The sequence below is a fragment of the Pseudomonas sp. OV546 genome (assembly GCF_900116845.1).
Lineage (GTDB): Bacteria > Pseudomonadota > Gammaproteobacteria > Pseudomonadales > Pseudomonadaceae > Aquipseudomonas > Aquipseudomonas petroselini.
This window is the reverse complement of record NZ_FPCE01000005.1, coordinates 111,203-131,279: the sequence shown is the minus strand read 5'-3', so window position 1 is coordinate 131,279 and position 20,077 is coordinate 111,203. Positions and strand designations below refer to the sequence as shown.

At 61.6% G+C, this 20,077-nt stretch carries 18 protein-coding genes; 3 read left to right on the top strand and 15 right to left on the bottom strand.

Annotated features, from left to right (window positions below; all coding sequences use genetic code 11):
* Positions 1 to 87: 87 nt before the first annotated feature.
* The 8 genes from gcvP to arcD (BM403_RS13275) form a co-directional block, all read right to left on the bottom strand.
* Positions 88 to 2,928, bottom strand: coding sequence for an aminomethyl-transferring glycine dehydrogenase (gcvP, locus tag BM403_RS13310; RefSeq protein ID WP_046035285.1), 2,841 nt, complete (start codon positions 2,926 to 2,928; stop codon positions 88 to 90).
* A gap of 10 nt (positions 2,929 to 2,938) precedes the next feature.
* Positions 2,939 to 3,322 carry a glycine cleavage system protein GcvH gene (gcvH, locus tag BM403_RS13305; protein WP_015885597.1) on the bottom strand — a complete coding sequence of 128 codons (384 nt, stop codon included), beginning with the start codon at positions 3,320 to 3,322 and terminating at the stop codon, positions 2,939 to 2,941.
* 444 nt (positions 3,323 to 3,766) lie between these two features.
* Positions 3,767 to 5,278 (bottom strand): sigma-54-dependent transcriptional regulator, encoded by a 1,512-nt coding sequence (locus BM403_RS13300; protein ID WP_093543194.1) that lies wholly within the window; start codon positions 5,276 to 5,278, stop codon positions 3,767 to 3,769.
* A gap of 191 nt (positions 5,279 to 5,469) precedes the next feature.
* Positions 5,470 to 5,832, bottom strand: coding sequence for a DUF5064 family protein (locus BM403_RS13295; protein ID WP_015885595.1), 363 nt, complete (start codon positions 5,830 to 5,832; stop codon positions 5,470 to 5,472).
* An 18-nt stretch (positions 5,833 to 5,850) separates the two neighbouring features.
* A complete protein-coding gene (arcC, locus tag BM403_RS13290) occupies positions 5,851 to 6,780 on the bottom strand; it encodes a carbamate kinase (RefSeq protein WP_046035287.1) in 930 nt (309 codons plus the stop codon).
* A 156-nt stretch (positions 6,781 to 6,936) separates the two neighbouring features.
* Positions 6,937 to 7,947 (bottom strand): ornithine carbamoyltransferase, encoded by a 1,011-nt coding sequence (locus tag BM403_RS13285; RefSeq protein WP_015885593.1) that lies wholly within the window; start codon positions 7,945 to 7,947, stop codon positions 6,937 to 6,939.
* A gap of 69 nt (positions 7,948 to 8,016) precedes the next feature.
* On the bottom strand, positions 8,017 to 9,273 hold the full coding sequence (gene arcA, locus BM403_RS13280; protein WP_093543191.1) for an arginine deiminase: 1,257 nt from the start codon (positions 9,271 to 9,273) through the stop codon (positions 8,017 to 8,019).
* A gap of 24 nt (positions 9,274 to 9,297) precedes the next feature.
* Positions 9,298 to 10,725 (bottom strand): arginine-ornithine antiporter, encoded by a 1,428-nt coding sequence (arcD, locus tag BM403_RS13275; protein WP_043205814.1) that lies wholly within the window; start codon positions 10,723 to 10,725, stop codon positions 9,298 to 9,300.
* A 446-nt stretch (positions 10,726 to 11,171) separates the two neighbouring features.
* On the opposite strand from arcD (BM403_RS13275), the gene arcD (BM403_RS13270) reads away from it, so the two are divergent.
* Both arcD (BM403_RS13270) and BM403_RS13265 read left to right on the top strand, forming a co-directional pair.
* The gene (arcD, locus tag BM403_RS13270) at positions 11,172 to 12,599 is read left to right on the top strand and encodes an arginine-ornithine antiporter (protein ID WP_093543189.1); all 1,428 of its coding nucleotides are present in this window, start codon (positions 11,172 to 11,174) and stop codon (positions 12,597 to 12,599) included.
* Positions 12,596 to 13,459, top strand: coding sequence for a DNA-3-methyladenine glycosylase family protein (locus BM403_RS13265; RefSeq protein ID WP_093543187.1), 864 nt, complete (start codon positions 12,596 to 12,598; stop codon positions 13,457 to 13,459). The genes arcD (BM403_RS13270) and BM403_RS13265 overlap by 4 nt, the downstream gene beginning before the upstream one ends.
* 115 nt (positions 13,460 to 13,574) lie before the next feature.
* Here BM403_RS13265 and BM403_RS13260 read toward each other — a convergent pair whose 3' ends face one another.
* The 7 genes from BM403_RS13260 to BM403_RS13230 all read right to left on the bottom strand — a co-directional run bounded on the left by BM403_RS13260 (position 13,575) and on the right by BM403_RS13230 (position 19,113).
* Positions 13,575 to 14,924 (bottom strand): CoA transferase, encoded by a 1,350-nt coding sequence (locus BM403_RS13260; RefSeq protein WP_093543185.1) that lies wholly within the window; start codon positions 14,922 to 14,924, stop codon positions 13,575 to 13,577.
* A 40-nt stretch (positions 14,925 to 14,964) separates the two neighbouring features.
* Positions 14,965 to 16,308, bottom strand: coding sequence for a sensor histidine kinase (locus BM403_RS13255; RefSeq protein ID WP_046035290.1), 1,344 nt, complete (start codon positions 16,306 to 16,308; stop codon positions 14,965 to 14,967).
* A gap of 65 nt (positions 16,309 to 16,373) precedes the next feature.
* On the bottom strand, positions 16,374 to 16,838 hold the full coding sequence (locus BM403_RS13250; protein WP_015885586.1) for a hypothetical protein: 465 nt from the start codon (positions 16,836 to 16,838) through the stop codon (positions 16,374 to 16,376).
* A 177-nt stretch (positions 16,839 to 17,015) separates the two neighbouring features.
* Positions 17,016 to 17,693 (bottom strand): response regulator transcription factor, encoded by a 678-nt coding sequence (locus BM403_RS13245; RefSeq protein WP_003193803.1) that lies wholly within the window; start codon positions 17,691 to 17,693, stop codon positions 17,016 to 17,018.
* Positions 17,694 to 17,700: 7 nt separating this feature from the next.
* Complete coding sequence (locus BM403_RS13240) at positions 17,701 to 18,108, bottom strand: SH3 domain-containing protein (protein WP_093543183.1); 408 nt, start codon at positions 18,106 to 18,108, stop codon at positions 17,701 to 17,703.
* 107 nt (positions 18,109 to 18,215) lie between these two features.
* On the bottom strand, positions 18,216 to 18,515 hold the full coding sequence (locus tag BM403_RS13235; protein WP_015885584.1) for a YciI family protein: 300 nt from the start codon (positions 18,513 to 18,515) through the stop codon (positions 18,216 to 18,218).
* Between the two features lies 1 nt (position 18,516).
* Positions 18,517 to 19,113 (bottom strand): septation protein A, encoded by a 597-nt coding sequence (locus BM403_RS13230; protein WP_015885583.1) that lies wholly within the window; start codon positions 19,111 to 19,113, stop codon positions 18,517 to 18,519.
* A gap of 87 nt (positions 19,114 to 19,200) precedes the next feature.
* Here BM403_RS13230 and BM403_RS13225 point away from each other — a divergent pair, with 87 nt between their 5' ends.
* Positions 19,201 to 20,064, top strand: coding sequence for a PHP domain-containing protein (locus tag BM403_RS13225; protein WP_093543181.1), 864 nt, complete (start codon positions 19,201 to 19,203; stop codon positions 20,062 to 20,064).
* Positions 20,065 to 20,077 lie beyond the last annotated feature (13 nt).

Genomic DNA, 20,077 nt, shown 5'->3' with positions numbered 1-20,077 from the left:
AAAGTGTGCCAGTCAGCTCATCTGTCTCTGACCCACCGCTATCGGGGGCAAGCCCCCTCCCACATTTGTACCCAGTACATCCTTAAGTTATGCGTAGCTCTCGATCGACGGGCACGCACACACCAAATTGCGATCGCCAAACACGTTGTCAACCCGGCCAACCGGCGGCCAATACTTGCCTTCGATCAGCGAAGCAACCGGGTACACCGCTTGCTCGCGGCTGTACGGATGGCTCCATTCGCCCACCAGTTCCGCCGCGGTGTGCGGCGCGTTTTTCAGTGGGTTGTCGTCCTTGTCCAGGGTGCCGTTTTCCACCGCGCGGATTTCTTCGCGGATGGCGATCATGGCGTCGCAGAAGCGGTCCAGTTCTTCCTTGGATTCGCTTTCGGTCGGCTCGATCATCAACGTGCCGGCAACCGGGAACGACATGGTCGGCGCGTGGAAGCCGAAGTCGATCAGGCGCTTGGCCACGTCATCTACGCTGATGCCGCTGCTGTCTTTGAGTGGGCGCAGGTCGAGGATGCATTCGTGCGCCACCAGGCCGTTGCTGCCGGTGTACAGCACGGGGTAGTGCTCTTCCAGGCGACGGGAAATGTAGTTGGCATTCAGGATCGCCAGCTGCGAAGCGCGCTTGAGCCCCGCGCCGCCCATCATGCTGATGTACATCCAGGTGATCGGCAGGATGCTCGCGCTGCCGAACGGCGCTGCGCATACCGCGCCTTCCTTGCGTTCCATGGCGGCGTGGCCCGGCAGGAACGGCGTGAGGTGCGACTTGACGCCGATCGGGCCAACGCCCGGGCCGCCACCGCCGTGAGGAATGCAGAAGGTCTTGTGCAGGTTCAGGTGGGACACGTCGCCGCCGAACTTGCCCGGTGCGCAGAGGCCGACCATGGCGTTCATGTTGGCGCCGTCGATGTACACCTGGCCACCGTTGTCGTGAATGATGCCGCAGATTTCGCGGATACCTTCTTCGAACACGCCGTGGGTGGACGGGTAGGTGATCATCAGCGCGGCGAGGTGATCGCGGTGCTCGATGGCCTTGGCGCGCAGGTCTTCGATATCGACGTTGCCACGCGCATCGCAAGCGGTCACCACGACACGCATGCCCGCCATGTTGGCGGTGGCCGGGTTGGTGCCGTGGGCCGACGACGGGATCAGGCAGATGTCGCGACGTTCTTCGCCACGGCTCTGGTGATAGGCACGAATGGCCAAGAGGCCTGCGTACTCGCCCTGGGAACCGGCGTTCGGTTGCAACGAGATCGCGTCGTAACCGGTGGCCGCGCAGAGCATGGCTTCCAGGTCCGAGGTCAGTTGCAGGTAGCCGGCGCTTTGTTCGGCGGGAGCGAACGGGTGCAGGGCACCGAACTCGGCCCAGGTCACCGGGATCATTTCGCTGGCGGCGTTGAGCTTCATGGTGCACGAGCCCAGCGGAATCATGGTGCGGTCCAACGCCAGGTCTTTGTCGGCCAGCTTGCGCAGGTAACGCATCAGCTCGGTTTCAGAGTGATAGCGGTTGAACACCGGGTGGCTGAGGATCGGCGACTGGCGCAGCAGCGCTGCCGGCAGGGTGCTGTCCACGTTGGCCGCGAAGTCGGGCAAGGCCTTGCCGTCGGCGAAGATCGCCCACAGGGTTTCAATGTCGGCCTGTGTGGTGGTTTCGTCCACCGACACACCCAGACGCTCAGCGTCCACGACACGCAGGTTGATGCGCTGGGCGCGGGCCTTGTCGTGCAGGGTGGCGGTGTTGGCACCGGTGTTGAGGGTGAGGGTGTCGAAGAAGTGTTCCTGCTCGACCTTCTGGCCCAGGGCGGTCAAGCCCTTGGCCAGGATCGCGGTCAGCTGGTGAATGCGCTGGGCGATCTGCGTCAGGCCTTTGGGGCCGTGGTACACGGCGTACATGCTGGCGATGTTGGCCAACAGCACTTGGGCGGTGCAGATGTTGCTGGTGGCTTTCTCGCGACGGATATGTTGCTCGCGGGTCTGCATGGCCAGGCGCAGGGCCGGCTTGCCGAAACGGTCCACGGAGACGCCGACCAGACGGCCCGGCATGTCGCGCTTGAACGCATCCTTGGTGGAGAAGTACGCCGCGTGCGGGCCACCAAAGCCCAGCGGCACGCCGAAGCGTTGCGCGCTGCCGATGGCCACGTCGGCACCGAACTCACCCGGCGGGGTCAGCAGGGTCAGGGCCAGCAGGTCGGCGGCCACCGCGACCAAGGCGTTGGAAGCGTGGAAACGCTCAGTCAGCGCGCGGTAGTCGAACACGTCACCGTTACTGGCCGGGTATTGCAGCAGGGCGCCGAAGAAGGCGCTGACGTCGGTCAGTTCACGCTCATCGCCCACCACCACATCAATACCCAGAGGCTCGGCACGGGTGCGCAGCACGTCGAGGGTTTGCGGGTGGCTGTGGACCGAGGCGAAGAAGGCATTGCTGCCCTTGTTCTTGCTCAGGCGCTTGCAGAAGGTCATGGCTTCGGCGGCAGCGGTGGCTTCGTCAAGCAGCGAGGCGTTGGCGATCGGCAGGCCGGTGAGGTCGCTGATCAGGGTCTGGAAGTTCAGCAACGCTTCCAGGCGGCCTTGGGAAATTTCTGGCTGGTACGGGGTGTAGGCGGTGTACCAGGCCGGGTTTTCCAGCAGGTTGCGCAGGATCGGCGACGGCGTGTGACAGTTGTAGTAGCCCTGGCCGATGTAGGTCTTGAACAGTTGGTTCTGGCCGGCGATGGCCTTGATCTTGGCCAGGGCCTCGGCTTCGCTCAGGCCGTCTTCCAGGCCGAGCACGCTGGTGCCCTTGATGCTTTCCGGGATCACGCTGGCGCTCAGGGCTTCCAGGGAGTCAAAGCCCAGGCTGGCGAGCATGTGTTGCTCGTCTTCCTGGCGCGGGCCGATGTGGCGGGCGATGAATTCGTTGGCGGTAGTCAGATTAACGGTCATGGCGCGCTCCTCAAGCTTCAGCGTTGGCTTTGATCAGGCGGTCGTACGCATCCTGATCCAACAGCTTAGCCACTGCACTGGCATCAGCGGGTTTAAAGCGGAAGAACCACCCTTCGCCCATCGGGTCTTCGTTGACCAGCTCCGGGCTGCCATCGAGTTTGTCGTTCACTTCGAGCACTTCACCGTCCAGCGGCATGTACACACCGCTGGCGGCCTTGACCGACTCCACGGTGGACGCTTCAGCGCCCTTGTCGTAGGCCTGCAACTCCGGCAGTTGCACGAAAACCACATCACCCAGCGCGTTCTGCGCAAAAGCGGTGATACCCACGGTGACGCTGCCGTCAGCTTCGGCGCGCAGCCATTCGTGATCTTCAGTGAAACGCAACTCGCTCATGGAAACTCCTCGGGGCCAGATTCGTCTGGTGGACGGGATTGGAATAATGGGGAGTTGCTTAGCAATATCGCGGCCAAGGTTATTAAGTCTTTATAAATCAGTAAGTTATAAATAATGGATATGACGAGATGACGGTTGGCTGTAGCGATTTCGCTACACGCGTGCGCGTGAAAAAAAGCCTATGTGGATCAAAGCCTTGCATGGCGTGCAAAAAACAGGGTTGTAGCGATATCGTTACGCTGTAGCGCTTTCAGTACAGCCGATGTCGTTCTCAGACCAAAACCTGGCAGGCGGTCGATGTTTGGAATGCTGCCAATGTGGGAGGGGGCTTGCCCCCGATGGCGATGGGTCAGTTAGAGATGCTTTGATTGACACACTGCTATCGGGGGCAAGTCGAATCGTCGCACCGTCCCTCCCACATTTGACCTCTATCGACCCAGCCAGTCAGGGCTTGTTGGAGGGAATGCCGTACTTGCGCAGGCGATGAGCAATCGCCGTGTGGGAGGTCTGCAGCCGGCTGGCCAGTTGGCGGGTCGAGGGGTAGCTGGCGTAGAGCTTTTCCAGCAGGCTGCGTTCGAAATCTTCCATGGCCTGTTCCAGGCTGTCGACTTCGCCGTCGCCCTGGCGCGCCACCGAGGTGCCAGCGATGTCGAGGTCGCCGATGTCCACCAGGCTGCTTTCGCAGATGGCGGCGGCGCGGAAGATCACGTTCTGCAGTTGCCGAACGTTGCCCGGCCAGCGGTTGCCCAGCAGCGCCGGGTAAGTACCGGGCGCCAGGCGGCACACCGGGCGCTGGATCTGTGCGCAGGCCTGCTGCATGAAGTAGCGGGCGAGCAGCAGGATGTCCTGGCCGCGTTCGCGCAAGGGCGGCACTTCAACGTTAAGCACATTGAGGCGGTAGAACAGGTCTTCGCGGAAGGTGCCCTCGCTGACCATTTTTTCCAGGTCACGGTGGGTGGCGCTGAGGATGCGCACATTGACCTTCACTTCACGGTCGCCGCCGACGCGACGGAAGCTGCCGTCATTGAGAAAACGCAGCAGCTTGGCCTGTAAGTACGGCGACATCTCGCCGATCTCATCGAGGAACACCGTGCCTTGGTTGGCCAATTCCATCAGCCCTGGCTTGCCACCGCGTTGCGCGCCGGTAAAGGCGCCCGGTGCATAACCGAACAGCTCGCTCTCGGCAAGGTTCTCCGGCAGCGCCGCGCAGTTCAAGGCCAGGAACGGCGCGCTGTGGCGTGCACTGATGGCGTGGCAGGCACGCGCGACCAATTCCTTGCCGGTGCCGGTTTCGCCCTGGATCAACAGCGGTGCATCCAACGCTGCCACTCGCTGCGCGCGTGCCTTGAGAGTGCGGATGACCGGGGACTCGCCGAGCAGCGCGTCAAAGCCTTCGGCATGGTCGTGGTGCAACGCCGAGAGTTGTTCGCCAATGCGATTGGGTTGATAGAGCGTCAGCAGCGCGCCGGCGTCGGTAATCGGCGTGGCGTCCAGCAACAGCGTCTGGCCGTTGACGCTGATCTCTCGCAGCGGCAAGCGAAAGCCTTGCTCCAGCAAGGTCTCCAGCAGGGCCGGATCATTGAACAGCTCGCTGATGCTTTCCCCGGCCGGTTCGCGTCCGTACAGGGCGATCAACGCCGGGTTGGCCAGCAGGATCTTGCCCGCGCTGTCCAGCGCCAGCACCGGGTCGGTCATGGCGGCCAGCAGGGCGTCGAGTTGCAGGTGGCGGCGTTGGCCGGGGAGGATGTCCACCACCGTGACCGCCTGCACGCCGTGCACGCTGAACAGCGCGTCACGCAGTTCTTCGAGGACGTCGGCGCTCAGGGTCGGCGCGTCGATATAGACGTTGGGCGGCACCATCTCCACCGCATCCAGGTTGAGATTGCGCCCACCGAGCAAGGCCAGGACTTCCTGGGTAATGCCGACGCGGTCGATGAAACTGACGTGGATACGCATGGGGCTGCTGACAATTCTGGGACGCGAGAGGCAGCAAGTATGCCTTGCAGAGGGTGGAGATCAAAATGCGGGAGGGGGCTTGCCCCCGATGGCGGTGTGTCAGTCAGCCAATTTGTAACTGATGCACCGCTATCGGGGGCAAGTCGAATCGTCGCACCGCCCCTCCCACACTTGAAGCTAGGTTGTGCCAGTTATTCCAAGTGTTCGGGTTTGATGGGGTCACCCGATTTCACATCCAACTGATGCCGCACATCTTCGAACATCTGGTCGTACTGCTTGTGCATCGAGCCATTGAGTACCGCAATCTTCGGCATCCCATACTTCTGCGCGATGTTCATCGCATGCCGGGCAAAGTCGAATGCCTGGTCCTTGGGCAAGAAGAACTCTTCCTTGAGGTCCTTGCCCTGCACCGAGCCGTGCAGCTTGAACAGCATGCCCTTGCCTTCCTTTGGGTCCTGGCTGACTTCGTAATCGATACACAGGTTGTAGCTGTAGTCATCCTTGTTCAGCGCGTGACGTTCAACGTGCAGGTGACCCGGTTCAAAGGTGGCCATAGGCGTATCTCCTCTACTTCACAGATAGGTGATGCCAGGTGTTGCCGTGCTGATGCGCGTGCCGGCACTGCCCTGGACGATGGCTTCGATGTCCGAGAGTGAACCGATGACGGCGGTTTTGCCAGTCTGGCGGGCGAACTCACAGGCGGCTTGGACCTTGGGGCCCATGGAACCGGCGGCGAAGCCGAGTTTTTCCAGGTCGTCGGGGTGGGCCTGGCCGATGGCTTTCTGGGTCGGCTTACCGTAGTCGATAAACGCGGCGTTGACGTCGGTGGCGATCACCAGCAGATCGGCGTCCAGTTGCGCCGCCAGCAAGGAGGAGCACAGGTCCTTGTCGATCACCGCTTCGATGCCTTTGAGCTTACCGTCGTCGCCATACATCGTCGGGATGCCACCACCGCCGGCGCAGATCACAATGGCGTTTTTTTCCAGCAGCCATTTGATCGGGCGAATTTCAAAGATGCGTTTGGGCCGTGGGCTGGCGACCACGCGGCGGTACTTGTCGCCATCCGGTGCAATCGCCCAGCCTTTTTCGGCGGCGAGTTTTTCCGCTTCGGCTTTGGAGTACACCGGGCCGATGGGTTTGGTCGGGTTCTGGAAGGCCGGGTCCTTGGCGTCGACTTCGACCTGGGTGAGCAGGGTGGCGAAGGGCACTTCGAAGTCCAGCAGGTTGCCCAGTTCCTGTTCGATGATGTAGCCGATCATGCCTTCGGTCTCGGCGCCGAGCACGTCCAGCGGGTAAGGCGACACCTGGGTGTAGGCCGCCGCCTGCAACGACAGCAGGCCGACTTGCGGACCATTGCCGTGGGCGATCACCAGCTCGTTGCCGGCATGGATCTTGGCGATCTGTTCGGTGGCGATGCGGATATTGGCGCGTTGGTTGTCCGCCGTCATGGGTTCACCACGGCGGAGCAGGGCGTTGCCGCCCAGGGCTACGACGATGCGCATAAAGAGTGTCCTTCTGAAATTCATCGTTGTGAACACGGCCAGTGTGGGAGGGGGCTTGCCCCCGATAGCGGTGGGTCTGTTGATCAATGTGCTGACTGACACACCACCATCGGGGGCAAGCCCCCTCCCACACTGACTGTGTTCCAGCAGTAAGATTTAGATATCTGCGAGTGCCGACACCAGAATCGCCTTGATGGTATGCATGCGGTTTTCAGCCTGCTCAAACGCGATATTGGCCGGCGATTCGAACACTTCCTCGGTCACTTCCACGCCATTGGCCAGGTTCGGATAACGCGCGGCGATGTCCTTGCCCACCTTGGTTTCGCTGTTGTGGAAGGCCGGCAGGCAGTGCATGAACTTCACCCGAGGGTTGCCCGAAGCTTTCATCATCTTGGCGTTGACCTGGTACGGCAGCAGCTGCTCGATGCGCTCGTCCCACGCTTCCACCGGCTCACCCATGGACACCCAGATATCGGTGTGGATGAAGTCCACGCCCTTGACCGCTTCCTTCGGGTCTTCGGTGATGGTGATACGCGCGCCGCTTTCCTCGGCAAACGCCTGGCATTGCTTGATGAAATCCTCGTGCGGCCACAGGGCTTTCGGCGCGCCGATGCGCACGTCCATGCCCAGCTTGGCGCCGATCATCAGCAGCGAGTTGCCCATGTTGTAGCGCGCATCGCCCAGGTAGGCGTAGCTGATGTCATGCAGCGGTTTGTCGCTGTGCTCGCGCATGGTCAGGGTGTCGGCGATCATTTGGGTCGGGTGGAATTCGGCGGTGAGGCCATTGAACACCGGCACCCCGGCGAACTTGGCCAGCTCTTCGACGATTTCCTGTTCGAAGCCACGGTATTCGATGGCGTCGAACATCCGGCCCAGTACGCGGGCGGTGTCTTTCATGCTTTCTTTGTGGCCGATCTGCGACGACACCGGGTCGATGTAGGTGACGTGGGCGCCCTGGTCATGGGCCGCGACTTCGAAGGCGCAGCGGGTGCGGGTCGAGGTTTTTTCGAAGATCAGCGCGATGTTTTTGCCCTGCAGGTGCGGACGCTCGGTGCCGGTGTATTTGGCGCGCTTGAGGTCGCGGGACAGGTCCAGCAGGTAGTTCAGCTCGCGGGTGGTGTGGTGCATCAGCGAGAGCAGGCTGCGGTTGCGCATGTTGAAAGCCATGATGGATCTCCTTCTGTTTAGGTTATCCCCTTGGCCGGCGCCTTATGAGCGACGGCCAAGGCCTGGAAATTAATAGTCGATAGGGTCGCGGATGATCGGGCAGGTCATGCAGTGACCGCCGCCGCGGCCACGGCCGAGTTCACCGGCGCTGATGGTGATCACTTCCACGCCTGCCTTGCGCAGCAGGGTGTTGGTGTAGGTGTTGCGGTCGTAGCCGATCACCACGCCAGGCTCCACGGCCACCACGTTGTTGCCGTCGTCCCATTGCTCGCGTTCGGCGGCAAAGCTGTTGCCGCCGGTCTCGACCACGCGCAGCGCCTTGAGGTTGAGGGCTGCGGCGACGGTGTCGAGGAAGTTGGTTTTCTCCCGTTGGATGTCGATGCCGTGTGGCTTGCTGTCATCTGGGCGCAGGGTGAAGGGCACGATCTGGTTGACCACTTCAGGGAAGACGGTGACCAGGTCGCGGTCGCAGAAGCTGAACACGGTGTCCAGGTGCATCGCTGCGCGGGATTTCGGCAGGCCGGCCACGATCACGCGTTCCACGGCTTTGTTCTTGAACAGGTTGCGCGCCAGTTGGCCGATGGCCTGGTGGGACGAGCGCTCGCCCATGCCGATCAACACCACGCCATTGCCAATCGGCATGACGTCGCCGCCTTCCAGCGTGGCGGCACCGTGTTCCTGGTCGGGATCGCCGTACCAGATCTGGAAGTCCGCGTGGGTGAACTCCGGGTGGAATTTGTAGATGGCGCTGGCCAGCAGGGTTTCCTGGCGTCGCGCCGGCCAGTACATCGGGTTGAGCGTCACACCGCCGTAGATCCAGCAGGTGGTGTCGCGGGTGAACTGGGTGTTGGGCAGCGGTGGCAGAATGAAACTGGCGTGGCCGAGGAAGTCGCGGAACATCTCGATGGTCTTGCCACCGAAGCTGCTTGGCAGGTCATCGGCCGACACGCCACCGATCAGGAACTCGGCGATCTTGCGCGGCTCCAGGCTGCGCAGCCACGAACTGACTTCCTCGACCAGGCCCAGGCCTACGGTGTTGGAGGTGATCTTGCGTTCCAGGATCCAGTCCAGGGCTTCGGGGATGGCGACAATGTCGGTGAGCAGGTTGTGCATTTCCAGCACATCAATGTCCCGCTCGCGCATCTTGGTGACGAAGTCGAAGTGGTCGCGCTTGGCCTGGGCCACCCACAGCACGTCATCGAACAGCAGTTCATCGCAGTTATTGGGGGTCAGCCGCTGGTGGGCCAAACCTGGGGAGCACACCATGACTTTGCGCAGTTTGCCGGCTTCGGAATGTACGCCGTACTTCACTTTTTCCGTGGTCATTACAGATCCTCCAGTGAGACACAATTACAAGGTCAGGAAGCCGTCGTAGAGGCCATAAGCAGCCACCAGGGCGCCTGCGACCACTGCAGCGAAAATCAGCTTCTCGACGTTGGTGAAAATCGGTTTGCCCAGTTCACGCTTGGCCTTGGCGAACAGGATCGCGCCGGGGGCGTAGAGCAGGGCCGAGAGCAGCAGGTATTTGGTGCCGCCGGCATAGAGCAGCCAGACCGCGTAGATCAGCGCGACGGCGCCGATGAACAGGTCCTTCTTGCGCTCTGCCAGGGCGGTTTCGTAGGTTTCGCCGCGCACCGCCAGCAGCAGGGCGTAGGCCGCCGACCACAGGTAAGGCACCAGGATCATCGAGGTGGCGAGGTAGATCAGCGACAGGTAAGTGCTGGCGGAAAACAGCGTGATCACCAGGAAAATCTGGACCATCGCGTTGGTCAGCCACAGCGCGTTGACCGGTACGTGGTTGGCGTTTTCCTTGCGCAGGAACTCCGGCATGGTGTGGTCCTTGGCGGCGGCGAACATGATCTCCGCACACAGCAGCACCCACGACAGCAGCGCCCCCAGCAGCGAGATGATCAAGCCGACGCTGATCAGCACCGCGCCCCAGTGGCCCACCACATGCTCCAGCACGGCGGCCATCGACGGGTTCTGCAGCTTGGCCAGTTCCGGTTGGGTCATGATGCCCAGGGACAACACGTTCACCAGCATCAGGAACAGCAGCACGGTGATAAAACCGATGACGGTAGCCTTGCCGACGTCAGAACGTTTTTCCGCACGGGACGAGAAGATGCTCGCGCCTTCGATGCCGATAAACACCCACACGGTGACCAGCATCATGTTGCGCACCTGGTTCATCACGCTGCCCAGGTCCGGGTTTTTCACGCCCCAGATGTCAGCGGTGAAGATATCCAGCTTGAACGCGAACACGGCGATCAGCACGAACAGCACCAGTGGCACCACTTTGGCGACGGTAGTCACCAGGTTGATGAACGCGGCTTCCTTGATGCCGCGCAGCACCAGGAAATGCACGGCCCACAGCAGCACCGAAGCACCGATCACCGCCGCCGGCGTATTGCCCTCGCCAAAGATCGGGAAGAAATAGCCGAGGGTGCTGAACAGCAACACGAAGTAGCCAACGTTGCCCAGCCACGCGCTGATCCAGTAGCCCCAGGCTGATGAAAAGCCCATGTAGTCGCCGAAACCAGCCTTGGCATAGGCGTACACCCCGCCGTCGAGGTCGGGCTTGCGGTTGGCGAGGGTCTGGAACACAAAGGCGAGGGTCAACATGCCGATGGCGGTAATCACCCAACCAATCAATACCGCACCAACATCGGCACTGGCGGCCATATTTTGCGGGAGTGAAAAGATCCCGCCGCCAATCATTGAGCCGACGACAAGTGCAACCAGTGCGCCCAATCGAAGTTTTCCGGGAGATTCAGACATCGCATAACTCCAATGCAGGAGAAGAGAGACCACAGAATAAATCCGTGCGCTAATCAAACAGCTGACTCAGATCACTTCATTGGCACATTCCATTGTGAATTAATGACTTAGGGTGGAAAGTCCTGGGCAATAGTTTTCCGCGCAAAGGCGCTTTCCAGAGCGATCTCTGCGTGTTGATTAATCATTTAGTCCTGCGTATGGAGGATTTAAACTAGACCTTTTTCAGGAATGTGCAAACTTTTCGGGAATGCGACAGTAAGTAGCTTGGATGCGACGAATGATCGTCCGTATTTAAATTATAAATAAGCTTAAAATATATAAACTGTCATACCGCAGGGTTATGAGCAGGGTACTTTTATCGCGGCCCCTAATAACGCTACACGCGCTGGATTAATCAGTTGAGTGCGCGCTTATCAGTCAAAACTTTTATTTAATCAGGAGTGTTCATGTCTCAACCCGCTCAAAAACTTCGACTCAGCGCCCTGATTGCCCTGGTGGTGGGGTCGATGATCGGCGGTGGGATTTTTTCGTTGCCGCAGAATATGGCCGCGCGTGCGGAGGTGGGGGCGGTGTTGATCGGCTGGGCGATCACCGCGGTCGGTATGCTGACCCTCGCGTTCGTGTTCCAGACCCTGGCCAATCGCAAACCCAACCTGGATTCGGGCGTGTATGCCTACGCCAAGGCGGGCTTCGGTGACTACATGGGGTTCTCGTCGGCCTGGGGCTATTGGATCAGTGCATGGATGGGCAACGTCGGTTACTTCGTGTTGCTGTTCAGTACCCTGGGTTACTTTTTTCCGCTGTTCGGCCAGGGCAACACGCCGGTGGCCATTGGGTGTGCGTCGTTGCTGCTGTGGGCCGTGCATTTCCTGGTGCTGCGCGGGATCAAGGAGGCGGCGTTCATCAACCAGATCACCACCGTGGCGAAGATCGTACCGTTGCTGATGTTCATCGTGATCGCGGGTGTGGCGTTCAAGGCCGATATTTTCACTCGGGATATCTGGGGCCTGGGCAACCCGAACATCGGCAACGTGGTGGACCAGGTGCGCAACATGATGCTGGTCACCGTATTTGTGTTTATTGGTATCGAAGGCGCCAGCGTGTATTCGGCGCGCGCGGAGAAACGCTCGGACGTGGGCCGCGCCACGGTGATCGGTTTTCTTGGGGTGCTGGCCTTGCTGGTGCTGGTGAACGTACTGTCCCTGGGGATCATGAGCCAGCCGGAACTTGCGCAATTGCAGAACCCGTCCCTGGCCGGCGTGCTCGAACATATTGTCGGCCCCTGGGGCGCGATGGCGATCAGCATTGGCTTGGCGGTTTCCCTGCTCGGCGCCTTGCTGTCCTGGGCCTTGCTTTGCGCCGAAATCCTCTATGCCACGGCCCAGGACAAGACCATGCCGGCCTTCCTGAAAAAGGAAAACGCCAACCAGGTGCCGGTCAACGCGTTGTGGCTGACCAATGTGATGATCCAGGTTTTCCTGGTGATCACACTGTTTTCCCACAGCACCTACACCACCCTGATTTACCTCGCCTCGTCGATGATCCTGGTGCCGTACCTGTGGTCTGCGGCCTATGCCGTCTTATTGAGCGGGCGCGGCGAAACCTACGAAGGCGCCCACGGCCAGCGCATGAAGGACTTGCTGGTTGGCCTGGTTGCCCTCGGCTACGCGGTGTGGCTGCTCTACGCCGGCGGTTTGAAGTACCTGCTCCTGTCGGCGTTGCTGTATGCACCGGGCGTGATCCTGTTTGCCCTGGCCAAGCGTGAGCAAGGCCAGCCCTTGTTTACTCACCTGGAAAAAGGCATTTTCAGCTGCGTGGTCACTGGCGCGGGGCTGGCGGCGTATGGGTTGTACAGCGGGGTGTTGTCGTTGTGAGATTGGCGTATCAGCCGCCGTATGACTGGGCGGCGATGTTGGGCTTTCTGTCGGCACGGGCGATCGCTGGGATGGAGACCGTGGAGGCGGGCGTGTATCGGCGCAGCATCAGCGTCGAGGGACGGCATGGCTGGATCAGTGTGGCGCCGGGGACTGGCGATGGTTTGGATGTTGGCGTCGATTTTCCAGAGGGGGCGGCTTTGCCCGAGATCGAGCGCCGCCTGCGCAAGATGTTTGATCTGGACGCCCAACCCCAGCAGATCAATGCGCAACTGGCGACCGACCCATTGATGGCCCGGTTGGTTGCGGCCCGTCCGGGCTTGCGCGTACCAGGCACCTGGGACGGGCTGGAGCTGGCGATTCGTGCAGTGCTGGGCCAGCAGATCACCGTGGTGGCGGCCATTCGCTTGGCGGGCAAGTTGGTGGCACAGTACGGCCAACCGCTGGAAACGCCTTACGCCGGTATCACCCATGTGTTCCCCACGGCTGAAGTCTTGGCCGTGGCGGACCTGGCCACCCTTGGCATGCCCAAGGCGCGTGGGCGCACGTTGTCAGGTGTCGCCCAGGCATTGCTGGATGATCCTGAGGTGTTCGAACCCAAGGCCAGCCTCAAGGAGGGCATCACCAGGCTGGTCGCGTTGCCGGGGATTGGCGATTGGACGGCGCAGTACATCGCCATGCGCCAGATGCGCGAAGCGGATGCGTTTGCGTCGGGGGATATCGGGCTGATCAATGCGCTGGCGGCGCTGGAGGGCGGGCCGGTGTCTGCCCGGCAGTTGTTGGCGCGGGCTGAGGCGTGGCGGCCGCTGAGGGCGTATGCGGCGCAACATTTGTGGACGTCGTTGCAGCGGTCAGATTGATACTGTCTGTACTGGCCTCATCGCAGGCGAGCCAGCTCCCACACTTGACCGGGTACATCCGTTGGAATGTGGTCAAAATGTGGGAGGGGGCTTGCCCCCGATGGCGGCAGTCGGTTCACCACTGCGCCCGGTGTGACCCCAATTCGCCTGCCGCCAGATCCCACTGCAACGGTGTACCGCTGATGGTCACCGGCGCAAGCAAACGATGCGCCGGGCCCCACGCGGTCTGTTCAACCACCAGCCCTTGATCGCTCGCTTCCTCGGCTCGCAACGCCGGCTGCTCCGGTACCTGCCCTGCCTCCACCAACAATTTTGCCGTACGCGCCAACGACAACCGCGCCGAACCGCCACGCCCGGATTTCAAGCGTTCGCTCAAGGCTTGAAGCGCACTGGCCGCCATCAAGTACCCGGTGGCGTGATCCAGCGCCTGCAACGGCAGCGGCACCGGTTTGTCCGCTTGTTTCCAGGCCATGCCCGCCGCGGCAATCCCGCTGCTCATCTGCACCAGGCTGTCGAAACCTCGGCGATTGCGCCACGGGCCGCTCCAGCCGTAGGCGTTCAGGCTCACGTCGATCAGGCCAGGGGCGAGGGTTTGCAGGGCGCTGGCGGTGTAGCCCAGTTGCTCCAGGGCGTCGGCGCGGTAGCCGTGGAACAGGATATCGGTGTCTTGGAGGAGTCTGGCGAAAATCCGGCGGCCTTCGGCACTCTTGAGATCCAGGCGGGCGCAGCGTTTGCCCAGGGTCATTTCCGGCACCACGCCAGGCTCGTTCCAGCTCGGGGAGTCGATGCGCAGCACATCGGCGCCCAGGCCCGCGAGAAAACGACTGGCCACGGGGCCGGCCAGTACGCGGGTCAGGTCCAGGACCTTGAGGCCCGCCAGCGGCCGCGCCACCGAGCCGAGCCAGGCTTTGTCGGGGGTGGTTTGATAGGTCTGGCGCTGCACCAACGCCTCGGCATTCACCGCCAACCCTTGGGGATGCGACTGCCATGCCTGCCGCGAACGCATCTGCGCCGCGCAGCCACCCTCATCGACAATCGCCTGCTCCAACTCAGCAGCCTTCCACTTGGCAACATAGGCGGCCATCTCGCTGCGGTCGGCGGCTTTTCCCAACACCCGCTCGGCGGCGGCGCGGTGATGGGGCGCGTTGGTGTGCAGGCGAATCCAGCCATCGGCGCTGGCGTAGTCGCCAGCCACCGGGTCCCACAGCGGTGGGGTTTCCCAGCCTACCGGGCGAATAGAGGAGGAGAACCAGAAGGACGCGAGGCGGCGGTCCACGCTGACGCCGGGCAATCGCCCGGTCTGTTGCTGGATCAACTGGGCCACGGCCTGGCCGGCGGCACCGAGGCTGGCGCAGGCCAGGTCGGTCACGGCAAAGGTCGAGGGCAGGGCGCCGGCTTCGGTCAACGTCAACGGGGTGTGTGGCAGGTCGAGTGCGGCTTGGATGGGAGTCAGCAGGTCAGTCATCAAAGGCCCTCCATAATAGAAGGGCCACTATAGAAGATCATCAGGCCGGTGTGACAACCCCAGGCTCCAGCGGCAGGTCGATACTGGCGATAAAACCGCCTTGGGCATGATTGGCCAGGAACAGGCTGCCGCCATGGCGCTCGGCGGCGCGCCGGGCAATCGCCAGGCCCAGGCCGTGGCCTTGTGCGGTCTGACCTGGGGCGCGGTAGAACGGTTCGCCCAATTGGCTCAGGTGCTCGGCGTCAACGCCGGGGCCGTGGTCGCGCACGCTGATCACAATATGCTCGCCGTGAAGGTGGGCGTGTAACTCGATCGGCTGGCCCGGCGGGTTGAAGCGCTGGGCGTTGCGCAGCAGGTTATCCACTGCCCGTTCGATCATGGTCGGCCACCCCTTGAGGTGCAGTTCGGTATCGGTGGTGAGCTGCACCACCTGGTCCGGGGCGCTGAGTTGGGCGTCCTTTTGCAGGGTCTTGAGCAACGGGTTGAGGTCGATCTCTTCGGCGCTGGCGTTGTCGGCATCGACGCGGGCCAATACCAGGATCTCGCTGATCAGTGCCTCCAGGCGATCACATTCGCGGGTCAGGCGAGGCCAGAGTTTTTCGCGTTCCTCGGGGCTGGCGCGTTCGGCCAGGGCCAGGGCGATGCGCAGGCGGGCCAGGGGCGAACGCAGTTCGTGGGACACGTCGCGCAGCAACTGGCGCTGGCTGCCGATCAGGCTTTGCAGGCGCGCGCCCATGCGGTTGAAGTCGGTGGCCAGCACGCCGAACTCATCGCGTCGGTTGGCCAGCTGCGCCAGGCTGTTTTGCTGGTAGGTGGCTTGGCCAAGGTCATGCACGGCACCGCGCAGGCGGCTCAACGGGCGCGTGATGGACAGCGTGACGAACAGGCTGAACAGGGTCAGCACCACCAAGGCGACGACCAATGCCATTAACGGCCATGCCAGGCTGCTGCGGTGCCATTCGTCCAGCTCCGGGTGTGGGATGCGGTAGATCAACAGGTAAGTGTCGCCGGTCTTCTCACTGGTGTATTCAGCGGTCAGGCGGCGCCAAGGCAGGTGGCCGTCATTGCTGTCGTTCTGCCGAGCCTCAAAAGCGGCGGCGCGGCGCGGGAACGTACCGCGCACCACCGGCTCGCCGCTTTCGTTCAGTACCTGCACATCGATGTGATACTGGCGTTTACGCTGTTGCAGCAAATCCTGGGCAGCGTCTTCACCCTGGGCTTCGTAGAGTTGGGTCCACTCTTCGGCCAGGTTATTGAGGCCGGGGTGACGGCTGAGAATCCAGGCATCTTGATTAAGCATGTGCCCAAGCAGGATCGACAACCCGGCAACCAAGGCGATGGCCAGCCAGAAGCTGGCCAGGATGCGCCAGAACAATGAACGCACAGGAAACCCTCAAACAGGAAAAGCCCAGTGGCGGGAGCCACTGGGCTGGGAGCGTTACGGGGGCATTATTGCGCTTTTTGCGGCTGTTGCGCTTTCCAGGCTTGGAATTCCTTCCATTCGGCGCGGCGCTGTTCTTGCTTCTTGACGATCTCGTCGAATTTTTTCTGCTGATCGGGCTTCAGCACGGCACGGATGTCAGCCTGGGTTTTCTGCTTGCCGGCGGCGATTTCGTCCTGCATGGCTTTCTGGTCGGCAGCGGGCAGTTTATCCAGGTACTTTTTGGTCAGGTCTTTACGAGCATGCCATTGGTCGCCCATCAGTTTGCCGATCTGCTCGCGCTGCTCTTTGCTCAGGTCCAGTTGGCTGAAAGGGCCGCCTTTGCCGCGCGGACCGTGTTCACCGCCGTGGCCCGGGCCACCCATCATGTGGCCTTCTGGGCCGCCCATCGGGCCTGGGCCTTCGGGCATTGCAGCCATGGCAACGGTCGGCAGGGCAGCGGCGAACATCAAAGCGATAAGGGTCTTGCGCATGGTGATTCTCCTGTCTCTATTCCGGTGAGTCCGGATGTGAGTAGATTACGGAGATCAAGGTCAGCGGCGGTCAGGTGTGCGTAAAGCTTGGGTAAAGAGGGTTTTGTTGCAAACTGACAAAACCCTTGGGTTTGAATATTCAAACACGCCAGCCTCTACCGTGGAACGCTGGGAGCGTTAGAGGCTGTAGTAGTAACCGCGACTGCGCAACGCCACGATCCGTGGCCGGCCATCCGGGTGTGGGCCGATCTTTTTGCGCAGGTTACTCACGTGCATGTCCAGGCTGCGATCGTAAAGGGTCAGCTTACGGCCCAGGGCAATCTGCGCGAGTTCCTGTTTGTCCAACGGTTCGCCGGGCTGGCGCAGCAAAGCTTCCAGCAATCGGCTTTCGGAGACGGTGAGCGCAAATTCCTGTTCATCGATGCTGACCACGCCGCGTACCGGGCTGAAGCAAAGGTCGCCCAGCTCCAGTTGGGTAGACACGGCCGCCGGGTGGCTGCGGCGCAGTACCGCGCGCAGGCGGGCGGTGAGCTCGCGAGGGTCGCAGGGCTTGGCCAGGTAATCATCGGCGCCCAGTTCCAGGCCGAGGATACGGTCCAGCGGTTCGCCGCGGGCCGACAGCATCAGCACCGGCAGCTCAGGGTGGTCGTTGCGCAATTGCTTGAGCAGCTCAAGGCCGCTGCCGTCGGGCAGCATTACGTCAAGCACCACCGCTGCCGGGGCGCTGTCGGCCAAGGCTTTGCGGGCGCTCAAGCCGTCATGGCAGGCGCGCACCTGGAAGCCTTCCTGGCTTAACCAACTGGTCAGCAGCTCGCAGAGCTCCTGGTCATCATCTATCAGTAACAGCTCGCTCATGACTCACTCAATTTAGCCATTGTCGACGGCGACGGTGCCCACCGCTGGCGAAGATCCCGCACAGCAGGGCGATCAGTGCGACGGCCCCGCCGGTGACGAACCACTGTTGTTGCTCGGTCAGCCATCGGGTCAAGGCCCCGCCCTGTGTCTCTTTGAGTTGCTGGGCCAGGCGTTGGTTCTCTTGGCGAAGGCGATTCAATTGGGCGCTCTCGCGGCTAGCGTCCGCACTTTGCAGTTGCTTGCTCAGTTCTTCACGCTGGCGTTCGCTTTCTTTCAAACGTTGCTGCAACTCGCTGATCTGGGCGCCGGCACTCAAGGACAGGGGCGTGGAACTGCCGGTGTTCGAGGTTTCTTCAGCGTGGGCCGTAGCCCCGATCATTAACACTGCCAACAGACACAACTGACGTAAGCGCATCGGAACTCCTGATTCCACACGAATATTCAGAACGTTGTCGGCAGGTTACCCAGAATAATGAGCAATTAGGCGTTCGCCGAACCGAATAGGTTCGGCACGCCTTTTGATCAAGGCAGGACTTGCTTGAACGGTTTGATCACGACGTCGGCGTAAACGCCGGCCGCGACGTAAGGGTCAGCCTTGGCCCAGGCCTGTGCATCGGCCAGGGACGCGAACTCGGCAACGATCAGGCTACCGGTGAAACCGGCATCGCCCGGGTCATTGCTGTCCACCGCAGGATGCGGGCCGGCCAACACGATACGTCCTTCGGCTTGCAGCTGTTTCAGCCGTTCGACGTGAGCCGGGCGCACGCTCAGGCGTTTTTCCAGCGAGTTGGCAACGTCGGTGGCAATGATGGCGTAGAGCATGTCAGTCCTCGGTTTTTGGCGTGGTGGGATCGGCGTCATGCAGATGACGTGACAGGTAAATACCCTGGGCAACCAGGAACAGCACGGTCATGCCCAGGCTGCCGAAGACTTTGAAGTCGACCCAGTAGTCCTGGAACGTGAATGCCACGAACAGGTTGGCGGCGCCGCAGAACAGGAAGAACACGATCCAGGCTACGTTCAAACGCGTCCACACCGGCTCCGGCAGGGTCAACGCATGGCCCATGATCCGCTTGATCAACAGGCGGTCACCGATGAAATGGCTGCCGATGAACGCCAGGGCGAACAGCCAGTTCACCACCGGGGCTTTCCATTTAAGGAAGGTTTCACTGTGGAAGGCCAGGGTCAGGCTGCCGAAGACCAGGCAGGCGACCAGGGTCAGCCATTGGCTTTTTTCCAGTTTGCGCTGGGAGATGAAGATGGCGCCGTAGACCACGACGGAGCTGATGATAAGCACGGCGGTGGCGCTGTAGATGCCCCCGAACGTCAGCTCATGGCCGGCCAGATCGATGACCCTGGGGTCGAGTTTGTAGACGATGAAAAACAGCAACAGCGGGATGAAGTCGATGAATTGTTTCACAGTAAGAGCCAGAAGCTGGATGTGGCGGCATAATAACAAACATCCTAGGTAGCGAAAGCGCCAGCTGACTTGAGGTTACACATCCCCGTGAATGTCGATTTGCACTGCCACAGCACGGCCTCCGACGGCGCCCTGGCGCCCGCGGTACTGGTTGCGCGTGCGTTTGAAAAAGGCGTGCGAGTCCTGTCCTTGACCGACCACGACACCCTCGAAGGCCTCGACGAAGCCCGCGAAGCCGCCCATTCACTGGGCATGCAACTGGTCAACGGTGTGGAGTTGTCCTGCACCTGGGGCGGCGCCACCATTCATGTGCTCGGCTACGGTTTCGATCAAAACGCCGCGCCTTTGGTCGCGGCCATCGCCCAATTGCACGATGGCCGCTGGCTGCGGTCCGAAGAAATAAGCCGCAAGCTCAGCCTTAAAGGCATGCCTGGAGCGCTCGAAGGCGCCCGCGCCATCCAGCAGGAACTGGGTGACAGCGGCAATGCACCGGCCCGGCCGCACTTTGCCGACTGGATGGTGCGGGAAGGTTTCGTCAAGGACCGTGCCGAAGCCTTTCGCAAGTGGTTGGGCGCCGGCAAGTTGGGGGATGTGAAGCAACATTGGCCGACCCTGGAAGACACCGTCGAGACCCTGCGCGCCTCTGGGGCCTGGGTCAGCCTGGCGCATCCCTGGCATTACGATTTCACCCGCAGCAAGCGTCGCAAGCTGTTTGCCGACTATATTGGAGCGGGCGGCCACGCAATCGAAGTGGTCAACGGGCATCAACCCGCCGAACAGGTCGGCAGCCTGGCGATTCTTGCCCGCGAATTTGGTCTGCTGGTCAGTGCCGGCAGTGATTTTCATGGCCCAGGCGGCTGGTCCGAGATCGGCGAGTATCGCCCCGTCCCGGAAGACTTGCCGCTCTTGTGGGGGCGATTCAAGCATGACCCCATTATTGCCACCGTCTGAACAGGTAGAACAC